The sequence below is a fragment of the Aeromonas sp. 159 genome (assembly GCF_963862045.1).
Classification (GTDB): domain Bacteria; phylum Pseudomonadota; class Gammaproteobacteria; order Enterobacterales; family Aeromonadaceae; genus Aeromonas; species Aeromonas veronii.
This window is the reverse complement of sequence record NZ_CAWLMI010000064.1, coordinates 1-13,063: the sequence shown is the minus strand read 5'-3', so window position 1 is coordinate 13,063 and position 13,063 is coordinate 1. Positions and strand designations below refer to the sequence as shown.

The following is a 13,063-nucleotide window of genomic DNA, read 5'->3' as shown; positions in this document are numbered from 1 at the left end:
TATCTGCTATCTGCTATCTGCTCTGTGGCGTGTAGTCACACCACTGCTATACGCCATCTCAGTCGTCTAAATACGGGATATAAAAAAACCGGCACCTGAGTGCCGGTTTTGCATTGCGCACTTGCGCAGGAGCGGGGTTATACCACGCCCTGGGTGCGCAGGTAATCTTCGTAGGTGCCGCCGAAGTCGCGGATACCATCTTCGCTCAGCTCCAGAATGCGGGTCGCCAGAGAGGAGACGAATTCGCGGTCGTGGGAGACGAAGATCAGGGTGCCCTTGTACATCTCGAGTGCCAGGTTCAAGGATTCGATAGATTCCATGTCCAGGTGGTTGGTCGGCTCATCCATGATCAGGATGTTGGGGCGCTGCATCATCAGCTTGCCGAACAGCATGCGGCCCTGTTCACCACCGGAGAGCACCTTGACCGGCTTCTTGATGTCGTCCTGGGAGAAGAGCAGACGACCCAATACGGAGCGCACAGCCTGCTCGTCTTCGTTATCCTGTTTCCACTGGGCCATCCAGTCGAACACGTTGAGGTCGGTGTCGAAATCTTCGGCGTGATCCTGAGCGTAGTAACCGATCTGGGCGTTCTCGGACCACTTGATGGTACCGGTATCCGGTGCCAGATCCCCGACCAGCGTCTTGATCAGGGTCGATTTACCGATACCGTTGGTACCCAGAATGGCAACCTTCTCACCCACTTCCAGCATCATGTTGAGGCCCTTGAACAGGGGCGCCTCGCCATAACCTTTGGACAGGCCTTCGATCTCCAGAATGTTGCGGTAGAGCTTCTTCTCCTGCTCGAAGCGGATGAAGGGGTTCTGACGGCTGGAGACCTTCACTTCCTCAATCTTGATCTTGTCGATCTGCTTGAGACGGGAGGTCGCCTGGCTGGACTTGGAGGCGTTGGCACTGAAACGGGAGACGAAGGATTGCAGATCGGCGATCTGGGCCTTCTTCTTGGCGTTGTCGGCCAGCAGACGCTCGCGCGCCTGAGTGGCGGCCAGCATGTAGTCATCGTAGTTGCCCGGGTAGACGCGCAGCTCGCCGTAGTCCAGATCCGCCATGTGGGTACAGACGGAGTTCAGGAAGTGACGGTCGTGAGAGATGATGATCATGGTGCTTTCACGTTCGTTGAGCACCTGCTCCAGCCAGCGAATGGTGTTGATATCCAGGTTGTTGGTCGGTTCGTCCAGCAGCAGGATATCGGGGTTGGAGAACAGCGCCTGTGCCAGCAGCACACGCAGTTTCCAGCCAGGGGCCACTTCGCTCATCGGGCCGTTGTGCTGCTCGATGGGAATACCGGCACCCAGCAGCAGTTCGCCTGCGCGAGATTCGGCGGTATAGCCGTCATACTCGGCGACCAGACCTTCCAGCTCGGCGGCCTTCATGTAGTCGTCGTCGGTCGCTTCGAGGTTGGCGTAGATGGCATCGCGCTCGGCGATGGCCGCCCACAGCTCGGTGTGACCCATCATGACCACGTCCAGTACGCGCATATCTTCGTAGGCGAACTGATCCTGACGCAGCTTACCGATGCGCTCGTTGACGTCCAGGCTCACATTACCGCCAGTGGGCTCCAGATCACCGCCGAGGATCTTCATAAAGGTGGACTTGCCACAGCCGTTGGCGCCGATAAGGCCATAGCGGTTGCCGCCGCCAAACTTGACGTTGATGTTCTCAAACAGCGGCTTGGCGCCGAACTGCATGGTGATGTTGTTGCTACTTAACAAGGTATGTGTCCCGATTGGTCTGTCAAATGGCGCGCATTATGGCACAGATCCCCCGAAAGTTTTAGCGAGAAGTGTGATCTTGATCGGGGCAAGCGGGGCGTGCAGCCGATTGATGGGCAATAAAAAAAGCCGGCACGAGGCCGGCTTGGTAGTGTGATTGACTCATCAGTGGGAGGTGGCGCCAGAGGCACCCAGCCCGGTTTGGGAGCGAACGAACTGCGGCAGGAACTTGGCATGTTCGTCGGCGGCGTTCTGGGAGCTGTCGGTGATGGAGAAGAACCAGATCCCGACGAAGGCCAACCCCATGGAGAAGAGGGCAGGGTATTCGTAGGGGAAGATAGCCTGGGCATGACCCAGCACTTTCACCCATACGGTCGGGCCCAGGATCATCAGGGTTACTGCGCTCACCAGCCCCAGCCAGCCACCGTAGACGGCGCCACGGGTGGTCAGGCGTGACCAGAACATGGAGAGGAACAGCACCGGGAAGTTGCAGCTGGCGGCGATGGAGAAGGCCAGACCGACCATGAAGGCGATGTTCTGCTTCTCGAACAGGATCCCCAGACCAATGGCAACCACACCCAGCACCAGAGTCGTCATTTTGGAGACGCGCAGTTCATCGGTCTCGTTGGCCTTGCCCTTCTTCAGCACACTGGCATAGAGGTCATGGGAGACCGCAGAGGCTCCCGCCAGGGTCAATCCGGCAACTACCGCCAGAATGGTGGCAAATGCCACGGCAGAGATGAAGCCGAGGAACAGGCTGCCACCAACCGCATTGGCCAGGTGGACGGCTGCCATGTTGGTGCCGCCCAGCAGGGCGCCGGTGGCGTCCTTGAAGGCCGGGTTGGTGCTCACCAGCAAGATGGCGCCAAAGCCGATGATGAAGGTGAGAATGTAGAAGTAGCCGATAAAGCCGGTGGCGTAGAACACAGATTTACGCGCCTCTTTGGCATCGCTCACGGTGAAGAAACGCATCAGGATATGGGGCAGACCAGCGGTACCGAACATCAATGCCAGGCCGAGTGAGATGGCGGAGATGGGGTCAGCAACCAGGCCACCCGGGCTCATGATGGCGATCCCTTTCTCGTGCACCTTGACCGCTTCGCTAAACAGGGCACCGATATCGAAGTTGACCGATTTCATGACCATGATGGCCATGAAGCTGGCACCGGAGAGCAGCATCACTGCCTTGATGATCTGCACCCAGGTGGTGGCCAGCATGCCGCCAAACAGCACGTAGAGCACCATCAGAATACCGACCAGCACCACGGCCACATGGTATTGCAGGCCAAACAGCAGCTCGATCAGTTTGCCGGCACCGACCATCTGGGCAATCAGGTAGAGGGCGACCACCACCAGCGAACCGCAGGCGGAGAGGGTGCGCACTTCAGTCTGTTTGAGACGATAGGAGGCGACATCGGCAAAGGTATATTTGCCAAGGTTGCGCAGCCGCTCGGCGATCAGGAACAGAATGATGGGCCAGCCCACCAGAAAACCGATGGAGTAAATCAGGCCATCGTAGCCGGAGGTGTAGACCAGCGCGGAGATCCCGAGGAAGGAGGCGGCGGACATATAGTCACCGGCGATGGCCAGACCGTTCTGGAAGCCGGTGATACGGCCACCGGCCGCATAGTAGTCGGAAGCCGAGCGGTTGCGCTTGGAGGCCCAGTAGGTGATGAACAGGGTAGCGGCCACAAAGACCACGAACATCACGATGGCCGACACATTGAGAGGTTGGCGTTGTACTTCGCCGGTCAGCGCATCCGCTGCCAGCAGGGGGGAGGAGGCCAGTGAGGCCAACAGCAGCCATTTGCCTTTCATGCTTTTTGCGCTCATGACTGCACTCCCTTGAGGATCTTCTGATTCAGCTCGTCAAACTCGCCGTTGGCCCGAAACACATAGATGCCGGTCAATACGAAGGAGGAGAGGATCAGTCCCACCCCGACCGGAATGCCACGGGTGACGGTGGTGCTGTCGCTGAGCGGGGTGCCGAGCCAACCGGGGGCAAAGGCGATGAGCAGAATAAACGCCAGGTAGAGTCCCAGCATCAGAGCCGAGAGGGCCCAGGCAAAACGCTGGCGCTTGGCGACCAGCTCCTGGAAGTTGGGATCTTGCTGGATCCTCAGATAGCTTTGCTGTTCCATTGCAGTTCTCCATGACATGAGTGTCAGCGGTGGATGGGGTAACCCCGACGAGCAGGCAATCTGCTCATGTAAGCAAAATGTGAATTAAATGTTATTTGTCGACAATTAGACTTTGGGATAAGCCAGCGGCGAGCCGCAGGTCAGGCGCAGGTAGATGAGCGCGGCCGTGGTGGCATCGGCAAGGGCATCGTGGGCGGGCAGGGGGGGCAGCGCCAAGTGACGGCAGATGGCACTCAAGTGGAGGTCAATCGCAGCATCGGGGTAGCGGCGATAGAGGTGGTCGTGATAGAGCTGGCTCACCTCGATCCCTCGCTGGGGCAGGGTCAATCCCCACAATTTCTGGCAGGCAAGATTGAGAATGCGCAGGTCGTAGGCGATGTGATAGCCCACCAGTTCGCGCGGGCCGATATAGTCGAGTAGCAGGCGCAGCGCGGCTTCCAGCTTCATCCCCTGTTGCAGATCCTGATGGCGCAGACCGTGGATCACCACAGATTGGCTGGTCAGGCTAGCCGGTGGCTGTACCTTGATGGCGAGGGCCTCGCCGGTCAGCAGCCGGTTGCCCTGAATGCGCACCGCCCCGATGGAGACGATCTCGGCCTGCTCGGGATCGAGACTGGTAGTCTCGAAATCGAGGGCGATCCGTTCATCTTCGGGTGGGGTGGCAAAGAGCGGCGCGAACTCGCCCGTTCGGAACGTGCGGCCATACCAGTAGCGTCGAGCGCGGCTCAACATGACTATTGTCTCAGACGAAAGTGCAAGGTGAGCCACTGCTGGAATTTCTTCACCTGATGCAGCGCCTGACGCAACAGATCCCGCTCGCTGTGGCTAAGCTCGCTTGTCTGCACCCGACTATTGCCTCCCTTTAGCTGGCTGCGCAGCCTAAGCCGGATAAAGAGCCGGAACGCCTCTGCCAGATTGCTGCCATAGTCGGCACTGAGCCGATCGGCGGCCACCAGTGCGTCGATACGCCCCAGGGTTGAAGTCTCCAGAATGCCTGCCTCAAGGGCCAACATGCGGATACCGTGCACCAGCGGGAACAGGCCGCCCCGCTTCAGATCCAGCCCTTCCGGTGGCTGTTCCAGCCGGCCAAACAGGGTGAGGGGGGCATGGAAGGCCACCGCCGGTCGCACCATCTCAGCCAGCAGATCCCGCCTGTCCGCCAACTGCTCGCGCAGCGCTCTGGCAACCGGCAGATGGAGCTGTCGATCCCCCGCGATGGGGTGAGCATCGGCCAGGGTGGCGAGCCAGAGCAGCTCATCCTCCTTTGCCGTAGTACAGGCGCTGGCAATGGCGCTTTGCCACTCGCTGCCCGTTTTCAACCAGGCCGGATTGTTCACCATCACCTGCCCGGGGCACAGCGGGTAGCCGAGTCGCTCCAGCAGACCGCTGAATTCGGCCAGATCGGCTGCCTGGGTGGGCCATGCCACCCCCTCTGGCAGGATCAGGGCGTTGTCCTGATCGGTTTTGAGGATCTGCTCGCCGCGCCCCTCCGAGCCCAGCATCAGCAGGCAAACCTTATCCTGCACCTCGGGGGGGATCACCAGCGCAAAGGCTTTGGCGATCAGCTGTTCGTTGATGGTGGCGATCAGCTTCATCAAAAAGGCGGTGTGGATCCCTTGGGCAAACAGCGAGCGGGTCAATTGTTGCTGCTCGCGGGCCACCGCTTCCAGCGCTGGCAGGCTGTCGGCGCGGGCGATACGCAACGTCAGCACGTGGGAGTGGGTCGAGAAGAGCCCCAGCACCTGGGTCAGTTGCAAGATCCCCGCCACCTCGTTGCCACGCCACACCACCAGTCGCTTGATACGATGGCGGGTCATCAGCAGCAGGGCATCAAACAGATAGCTCTCCAGCGGCAGACCAATCAGAGGAGTAGGGGTCAGCACCGAGAGGGGGGCCGTCAGCGGCAATCCCTTGAGGGTCAGGGCATGGAGCAAGGTCTTGCGGGTTGCCAGCGTGAGGGAGCCGTCGTGGGCCGGGTAGAGCAGGCAATCGGTCCCCTTGCTCACCATGGCTTCGGTCGCCGCCAGCAGTGACAGCTTGCTGTCGACGATAAGCGGTGCCTGCAGGTGGCCGGGTTCGATGCGGGTCAGGATAAATTCCGCCAGATTCTTCTGACCCAGCTGTTCGCGCTGCTCCTGCTGGCGCTGACGCTCGGCCAGATTGGCGGTGAAGTAGCTGGCAAACTGCGAGTCCTGCTCACAGAGCGCCAGAAAAGTGTGGCGAGGAATGAGCTGACAGAGGCTATCTTCCAGCGCGGTGAAGCGGTGGTGGCAGCGGCCATCAAACTGGGCGCGCACATCGAACAGGTCATCGACCCCGTAATCACCAAACTGGTGGTGAGGGGCCGACTCTTCCACCGCCCCCTTGATGATGAGATAGAGGCCGGGAGGCTCGTCCCCCTCCTTGAGCAGAGTATCGCCAGCGCGAAAATAGCAGAGCGAGAGGTGACGGGAGAGCCGTTCGCGCGCCTCCTCATCCAGTCGGTCGAACGGTGGTCTGGCAAAATTGAACAGGGTTGACATGACAGCGTCCTCTGCTGGCTTGCGGCACTCATGCAGCTCCCAGTGTGACAAAGGGAGGGGGAGGCGACCAGCCGACTTTAGTCTCAGCTGTACCGCCTGTTCACACTCTGATAACGTGGTGGTATGACCAGTGAGTCAGTTTCAGGGATCAAGGAGAGGACAAGGGAGATGGAAAAACCAAGGGTCAAGTGCGAGATCCATGACGGGATTGCCGAAGTGATGCTGACGCGGGGGGATAAACTCAATGCGCTGGACCGCGCCATGTTCAGCGCCATCGATGAGACGCTGACGCAACTCGCCCGGCACAAGGGGCTGCGGGCGGTGATCCTGCACGGCGAGGGGCGGGCCTTCTGCGCTGGGCTGGATGTGAAATCCATGCTGAGACAGCCGGTGGCGGCGCTCGATATTCTCAAGCGTGAAGCGGACGAGGCGACCAATCTGGCCCAGCGGGTTGCCTATGGTTGGCACCAGCTGCCGGTGCCGGTGATTGCAGTCACCCAAGGGGTCTGTTTTGGCGGTGGTCTGCAGATTGCGCTCGGCGCCGATTTTCGCTTCAGCACCCCCGATTGCCGCTTCTCGGTGATGGAGATCAAGTGGGGCATCATCCCCGATATGAGTGGCAGCGTCACCATGCGCAACCTGATGGGGGTGGATACCGCCATGGAGCTGGCCATGAGCGGGCGTGAGCTTGATGCCGTCGAGGCGAAATCCCTCGGGATGGTGAGCCGGGTCTGCGCCGATCCGCTGGTGGAGGCGCGGGAGTTTGCCCGCACCCTCATCACCAAATCGCCGGATGCACTGGCGGGGATCAAGCAGCTCTACAGCCAGGCCTGGGCCCGCAGCGATGAGGCGATGCTGAAGGAAGAGACTCGCTTGCAAAAGCAGATCCTGGGACGTCCCAATCAGTGGCGGGCCACCCTTAACAGCCTGTTTCGTTGGCGTCTGCCCTTCGGGCCGCGCCGCAATCCGCTCTGATTGCGAGCTGCACGAGCGATCTACGGTATGCCCGACTACTTGGGCGGCCTGCAGTCGGCGCTGCTCAATCAGGATGCCACCCTGTTTCGGCGCAAATACTTCCTCAACGGCGCCCACATGGGCTTCATCTTCTACGCCACCGACCCGAACATGGACGACGACACCGAGGAGGAGATGAAGGAGATGATCGCCAGCAGCAAAGGGGTAGGGAACTTCCGCTCCATGTTCGTCAACATCCCGGACGGCAAGCCCGATGGCATCAAGCTGATCCCGGTGGGGGACATTGCGACCAAGGACGAGTTCGCGGCCATCAAGGGGATCACCGCCCAGGACGTATTGACCAGCCACCGTTTTCCGGCGGCGCTGGCCGGCATCATCCCGACCAATGGTGGGGGAGGGCTAGGGGATCCTGAGAAGTACGACGCGACCTATGCCCGCAACGAGGTGCTGCCGCTGTGCGAGCTTATCCAGGATGCCATCAACAGCGCGGGACTCCCGTCTCCCTGCGGGTCGATTTTCGGGAGAATATCTGTTCAACTGTATAAACAAACAGTGCTTGCTGTGGCAAGATAGGCTGTTGATTTGGATAGAAAAGGGGGCGTAATGCGGGTTTATTGCAAAGTGTGTGGCCAGCGGGGCCGCATTACCAAGACCAACCGACTGAGCGATGATGTCTCGGATCTCTACTGCCAGTGCACCGATGCCGAGTGTGGCCACAGCTTGGTGGCCACCTTGTCGTTCGCCCACACCCTAAGCCCCTCGGCCAAGACCACCAACCAGCTGGTGCTGAGCTTGATGGGGTCATTGACGCCAGAGGGGCGGCAAATGGTACTTAAAGGACTGGGGGCGCAATAGCGTCCCCAGTTGTTCTTCCCTATTCACTCGGCATCGTCATTCATTATTGGTGTGATCATGTTGCGACCTAACGTTATTTCTAACCATCCATTTTCTACAAAGAAAGTGAAATGGATTAGGTGTAAAAGGTCAGTGTTGAAAAAATCATTCGATTGGCTTTTTGCTGAGTTTTCTCTTCACCCATTTCCAAGCGTATACAAACGGAAGAAATACTAAGAACCACAATTTTTTAGCAAAAACAGCGGCTAGGGCGAAAGCGCCTGCTTTTGCAACCGCTTTTCCTGTTGCCAATTTGTAGACTAGTGCACCCACGCCTGCTGCGGCTACTGCATCTGTGCCAGGAACATAATCAGAATATTTGAAACCTTCACTATAATTATAGTTTTTTAACACAGGTTCTAGCACTTTTTCTGTGCTGGTAAACTGTTCTGGTGACCCTATCCAAAATATTTCTGTATATCCTTCACGCCCTAATTTTAGAGCCTTTGCATTAATGAATTTATTGTTTGCAGCATCATGGCCTGATATGGCCCAATATACAGTGTCTTTGAGACTATCCAAATGAGGTTCTTGTGCCCACCCATCTACATATAAATCAAGGTAACCTTCTCCTTTTAATTTATTTACCTCGGTGGTACCTCTTTGTATTTCTTTAAGCATTGCATCTTTATCAATGTTTTCATCCCAGTCATCCTTAGTTAAATAACCAGTTTTATTTAGTTTATAGATGACTTGTGAATCTACTTCTGGCCCCTGAACCCTCAATATTACAGCATCTGGGTGATAGTTCTTGTGTCCCTGCGTTATATACATGTATTCATCGGCATCTTTACCAATTACTAAAAAATCATTCTCTGTTGTTGTTACTGTCGCTTTATTGTCAGAGATCGAATAAGATTTTGGTACTTGCTGCCAATCAAGTTCCTTTAGTTTGTTTATATATTCATCTTCTGATGCTGATGTTTGTATGGAAAAAATAAATAGAATAAAAAATAATTTTTTCATTTAATTGCCTTGACGATTATCGGTGTTTTCTACTAACAATGAATAGATTGGAAAATAGTTTTTAACGATTGATGTAGTAGTCCGTATAATACCTCCCAACTCTCATGACTGACACTGAAACATTGCCTATAGATCATGATATTCCTAGCCTGTCCCTACTGTCTAGCGGTATTCGCACGAAGCCCTTGGTTGGGTCAACGTTTACCAAAAAAATATATACTTACAGTTCAATTTCAACTGTTGTATTAATTTTGTTGGTGACCTATGTTGATGCGTTGAGTGTTTTTTTAGCTCGTTGTTAAGGTGGGAGGGTTAGGTGCTGCTAATCAAGGTTGTCGTGTGTGGTTGGCTGCTCCATGGCTGGTCTTGACGGCCTGTATCCGAGATATGGGGCATTGACCTGCGGCTGTTGGCCAAGCTAGAGGCGCAGGGCATCAAGACCGTGTCCGACCTGGTCGCCGTCGACCCCAAGACACTGCGGCGCCGCTATAGCGTGGTGGTCGAGCGCATAGTGCAGGAGCTGCACGACATTCCCTGCACCGAGCTGGAGCAAGAGGCCCAGGCCAAGCAGCAGAGCATTTGCTCGCGCTCGTTTGGGGAGCGCATCACCCAGATAGGTCCCATGCACCAGGCGCTGGCCGGCTACATGGAGCGGGCCGCCGAGAAACTGCGGGGGGAGGGGATGTGCTGCCGGCACGTGACTCTGTTCATTCGTACCAGCCCGTTCAGCGACCGAGAGCCCTATTACGGCATCCAGGTAAGCACCAAGCTGGCGATGCCCACCCATGACACCCGTGCTTTGCTGACCCTGATCCCCGAGCTGCTCCCCCGCATCTGGCGCGACGAACAGCATTACCAGAAAGGTGGCGTGATACTGGCCGATTTCACCCCCGCCAGCATGCAGCAGGGAGACTTGTTCGCCGCACAGCAGCAATCCCCGCGCAGCGAGGCGCTGATGCAGGTCATCTACAAGATCAATCAGGGACGGTTGGGGAAGGTCTACTTTGCGACCCGTGGCCGGGATACTCGAGAGTGGATGATGAAGCGGGAGCAGCTAAGCCCCCGCTATACCACCGCGCTCGGCGAGCTGCCTGTGGTTAAGTGAGTTATGCGATACCTATCTTTACCCATGCTCCGACGCAGAGTTCGGCCACAGTTGGGTGGCTACCGTGTCGTTTGCTCACACCCGAAGGTCCTCGGCCAAGACCACAAACCAGCTGGTGTTGAGCTTGATGGGATCACTCACGCCGGAGGTGCAGGAGACCGTCTTGAAAGGACTGGGGGCGTATGCTGTGCTCCTATCAAGGGATGGAAAAACGCTAACCTCACTTGATAGAGCCCCATCCAGATAAAAAATAATTTATTTACGTAAACACTGGAATGGGCCCTTTAGAGGCCCATGTTATGGCTTAAAATTGCAGCTTCTGAAATATGAACGTTTTGAAAACACAGTTTAAGGAGAAGTCCATAGCACTAAACTCCATAACACGAGCTGCAACCACTGTAGCTCAGTTATACATGATGCTCATGTAATATAATCGGATTGCTATCTGCAGTTTTAAAAATATGAATCACATTGGAGTTATCTTTTTGAATAGTGCAAAAATTATTGTTGTTATCTGCTAGTAAAATAATGTCGGCGGACGGACCTTGAGAGAAGTTTATGGAATCTACTACAAGATTAGTTACTTGGGGCTGGATCAGTAGCAAATTTATAATATCTCCAACAGAAACCACATTAAAGGAAAATAAATTAGCTAATATAATATTGTCATTTACATTATGTGTTGCCATGATGAGCTCTTAATTTTTGTTATATCAAAACGTCGTGTTTGTTTTTTAGCGACGCTACGTTATGAATTGTGATATGTTTATCTGTTAGAGGCCAATCCTAAAAACTCTATAATGAGTGATTGTTCTCTCTTTGTTAAGATATCATCTTTTGTGATTATCATATTGTAAGACGATATCACAGAAAACGAAAATAAAGATGCAAGTATATACAAATGGCAGAGCAAACCATCAATATCTTGATTATGATTTGCCTCAAGAACTTGTGATGCATATGTCATATGAGTATATTGGCTTAAATGGTGATATTCTAGTTTTCCATACTGAGCAACCATCGGTGTTAATTCGGCTAGATCAGACCAACTTAAAGTTCTTTCACTATTTACTCTCCATTCTCCTGATTTAATTTTTTTCTTCAGTTCTTTCGGCAAATTTTTATAAATTTCAAAAGAACTTATTTTTTGCAAAACTTCATTTTTATTGGTAGTGGCGGCCTCATATAAATCCAGTGTGTTGTCAGGCTTATATTTAAGCTCCTTATACAAATCCAATGTTCTTATTTGTGATAATTCTCCTGATAGTTTATATATAAGATACTTAAAGGCTCTCTCGTCAACTGAATTGACGCTTCCAAACATACCATCAGATACTAAATAATGATGTACCAAATATATTTCATGTGCAGACCTAATAAGTATATTAATAGATCTTATGTCTAGATAGCTGATATCAGGATTAAAAACATATTGAGTTTTTTGTGAGAGCGCCAATATTGTATTGTATTGTATTGTTTGAAGAAGGAGTTAAATAGATTTTGCCTAATTCTTTCTGATTCAGAAAATAATTTTCTGCGATTTTCTAAAAATTGTGAAACTTTGCATAATACCGAAAATATTATTTCTGGAACCTCTTTGTTTTCAATGCTATTAATATGAGCCTTGTATTCTTCCTCACTTAACATGTTCACACCTTGAACAACTTAACCATAATATTCAGCCCATATAACGCTGAAACGTGGCCCCGAAAACACATTTAAAGACAACGCTATCAGTCTGTTAATGGTGCTGGACGTATTCGCAGGAACTCCTCTTTTGGCTCCGCTTTTGTAACGGAGCAACAATACACTCAAGGAACTGGAATTGAAAGCTCCACAAGGCCTTCTCCTCGTGAACAACTCAGGACTGTTATCGAGGCAATTAGTATCACATTATGTAGCTGGTCAAGATGTAGGGCTGTGGCCTCATATGTTGACGATGGTCAGCACGACCGAGTACTGCTGGATTGCTCCTTGGGTTGAGATGTTCGACGACGCTTGGGGTGGCGTGCTCGGTGATGTTGCCCGGTGCTATTCAGATAGGGCTGCTCACAGAGCCGTCATCTGCTTACAGAACCGGTACTTTGGGGAGGCTGGCTCTGGTCTGCATTGGGTTAGGTATCTCGGGGCGGTAGCCGACAGGCCAGCGTTGCTGCAGGACGCAGGTCACCCGATTGTCCAGCCGGCGGTACTCTTACCGGCTGACGGTAAGCTTGCTACTCATGTTCATGCCTACTCCTCGCTGTAGTCTCCCTGCTCCTGCATCCACTTCGGCACATCTAATCCTTCCAGCACCCGCCACATTTCTGACTGATAGGGCTGTGGCAGCATCTCGATCCACTGGTGTGTCCCTGCATGGCCTTGTGCCTGGTAGACCTTGCCGCACAGCTCAACCAGCATTGGCCAGTCTTGCTCCCCTTCCGGTACCGCGAACTCATCCGGCTGTTCCTGTTCGGCGGGCGGCAGTTTTTCTGGCTGCCAATACTGTTCGCTTGGTAACGATCGGCTCGACTGCACCTGGCCGTTCTGCAGCCAGAGGGTGAAACCGTCTGCCCTGACACTGGCGCCAGCCTGCAAACGCTCGATAGAGAAGGGCGATAATCCCCATTGTTGCCTCATGATCTGGTCCGTAAAGACATCAGGATCCGGTAGCGTACAGTTATTGTCAGAGCTCCAAGGTGCCGGGCTGTCGCCCGTCTTAACCCCAACCCCCCTCGCTGCAATCTCGGC

General features: G+C 54.3%; 12 protein-coding genes and 2 pseudogenes. 5 read left to right on the top strand and 9 right to left on the bottom strand.

All coding sequences use genetic code 11. The features are described 5' to 3' along the window. Nucleotides 1–137 precede the first annotated feature (137 nt). From AACR14_RS11920 to AACR14_RS11900, 5 genes are all read right to left on the bottom strand, one after another. Nucleotides 138–1,730 carry an ABC-F family ATPase gene (locus AACR14_RS11920; protein WP_005336974.1) on the bottom strand — a complete coding sequence of 531 codons (1,593 nt, stop codon included), beginning with the start codon at nt 1,728–1,730 and terminating at the stop codon, nt 138–140. A 165-nt stretch (nt 1,731–1,895) separates the two neighbouring features. Then, on the bottom strand, nt 1,896–3,548 hold the full coding sequence (locus AACR14_RS11915) for a cation acetate symporter (RefSeq protein ID WP_026035062.1): 1,653 nt from the start codon (nt 3,546–3,548) through the stop codon (nt 1,896–1,898). An 11-nt stretch (nt 3,549–3,559) separates the two neighbouring features. Further along, nucleotides 3,560–3,871, bottom strand: coding sequence for a DUF485 domain-containing protein (locus tag AACR14_RS11910; protein WP_005336970.1), 312 nt, complete (start codon nt 3,869–3,871; stop codon nt 3,560–3,562). Between the two features lie 105 nt (nt 3,872–3,976). After that, on the bottom strand, nt 3,977–4,603 hold the full coding sequence (locus AACR14_RS11905) for a 3'-5' exonuclease (protein WP_019446343.1): 627 nt from the start codon (nt 4,601–4,603) through the stop codon (nt 3,977–3,979). A 2-nt stretch (nt 4,604–4,605) separates the two neighbouring features. Further along, the gene (locus AACR14_RS11900) at nt 4,606–6,393 is read right to left on the bottom strand and encodes a putative nucleotidyltransferase substrate binding domain-containing protein (RefSeq protein ID WP_019446342.1); all 1,788 of its coding nucleotides are present in this window, start codon (nt 6,391–6,393) and stop codon (nt 4,606–4,608) included. A gap of 168 nt (nt 6,394–6,561) precedes the next feature. On the opposite strand from AACR14_RS11900, the gene AACR14_RS11895 reads away from it, so the two are divergent. From AACR14_RS11895 to AACR14_RS11885, 3 genes and pseudogenes are all read left to right on the top strand, one after another. Next, on the top strand, nt 6,562–7,368 hold the full coding sequence (locus tag AACR14_RS11895) for a crotonase/enoyl-CoA hydratase family protein (protein WP_019446341.1): 807 nt from the start codon (nt 6,562–6,564) through the stop codon (nt 7,366–7,368). A gap of 18 nt (nt 7,369–7,386) precedes the next feature. Then, nucleotides 7,387–7,913, top strand: a pseudogene (locus tag AACR14_RS11890) (phage portal protein); the annotation flags it as partial. Nucleotides 7,914–7,971: 58 nt separating this feature from the next. Next, the gene (locus AACR14_RS11885; protein ID WP_019446339.1) at nt 7,972–8,223 is read left to right on the top strand and encodes an ogr/Delta-like zinc finger family protein; all 252 of its coding nucleotides are present in this window, start codon (nt 7,972–7,974) and stop codon (nt 8,221–8,223) included. 144 nt (nt 8,224–8,367) lie between these two features. Here AACR14_RS11885 and AACR14_RS11880 read toward each other — a convergent pair whose 3' ends face one another. Next, nucleotides 8,368–9,228, bottom strand: a complete 861-nt coding sequence (locus AACR14_RS11880) for a DUF2167 domain-containing protein (RefSeq protein WP_019446338.1) — start codon at nt 9,226–9,228, stop codon at nt 8,368–8,370. Between the two features lie 409 nt (nt 9,229–9,637). Here AACR14_RS11880 and AACR14_RS11875 point away from each other — a divergent pair, with 409 nt between their 5' ends. Both AACR14_RS11875 and AACR14_RS11870 read left to right on the top strand, forming a co-directional pair. Then, nucleotides 9,638–10,333, top strand: a complete 696-nt coding sequence (locus AACR14_RS11875) for a DinB/UmuC family translesion DNA polymerase (RefSeq protein WP_019446337.1) — start codon at nt 9,638–9,640, stop codon at nt 10,331–10,333. Next, nucleotides 10,320–10,514, top strand: a pseudogene (locus AACR14_RS11870) (transcriptional regulator); the annotation flags it as partial. The gene AACR14_RS11875 and the pseudogene AACR14_RS11870, both read left to right, overlap by 14 nt. 226 nt (nt 10,515–10,740) lie before the next feature. On the opposite strand, the gene AACR14_RS11865 reads toward AACR14_RS11870, so the two are convergent. The 3 genes from AACR14_RS11865 to AACR14_RS11855 form a co-directional block, all read right to left on the bottom strand. Next, nucleotides 10,741–11,022: a hypothetical protein gene (locus AACR14_RS11865; RefSeq protein WP_156808822.1), complete on the bottom strand. Its 282-nt coding sequence runs from the start codon at nt 11,020–11,022 to the stop codon at nt 10,741–10,743. A gap of 77 nt (nt 11,023–11,099) precedes the next feature. Next, nucleotides 11,100–11,687 (bottom strand): hypothetical protein, encoded by a 588-nt coding sequence (locus AACR14_RS11860; protein WP_156808821.1) that lies wholly within the window; start codon nt 11,685–11,687, stop codon nt 11,100–11,102. Nucleotides 11,688–12,565: 878 nt separating this feature from the next. After that, nucleotides 12,566–13,063, bottom strand: a 498-nt coding sequence (locus tag AACR14_RS11855; RefSeq protein ID WP_026035060.1) for a hypothetical protein, incomplete at its 5' end; no start/stop codon positions are given.

Coding starts and splice junctions, on each gene's coding strand:
- AACR14_RS11865 (WP_156808822.1), bottom strand. CDS start 11,022: ATGGCAACACATAATGTAAATGACAATATTATATTAGCTAATTTATTT.
- AACR14_RS11880 (WP_019446338.1), bottom strand. CDS start 9,228: ATGAAAAAATTATTTTTTATTCTATTTATTTTTTCCATACAAACATCA.
- AACR14_RS11885 (WP_019446339.1), top strand. CDS start 7,972: ATGCGGGTTTATTGCAAAGTGTGTGGCCAGCGGGGCCGCATTACCAAG.
- AACR14_RS11905 (WP_019446343.1), bottom strand. CDS start 4,603: ATGTTGAGCCGCGCTCGACGCTACTGGTATGGCCGCACGTTCCGAACG.
- AACR14_RS11895 (WP_019446341.1), top strand. CDS start 6,562: ATGGAAAAACCAAGGGTCAAGTGCGAGATCCATGACGGGATTGCCGAA.
- AACR14_RS11910 (WP_005336970.1), bottom strand. CDS start 3,871: ATGGAACAGCAAAGCTATCTGAGGATCCAGCAAGATCCCAACTTCCAG.
- AACR14_RS11915 (WP_026035062.1), bottom strand. CDS start 3,548: ATGAAAGGCAAATGGCTGCTGTTGGCCTCACTGGCCTCCTCCCCCCTG.
- AACR14_RS11900 (WP_019446342.1), bottom strand. CDS start 6,393: ATGTCAACCCTGTTCAATTTTGCCAGACCACCGTTCGACCGACTGGAT.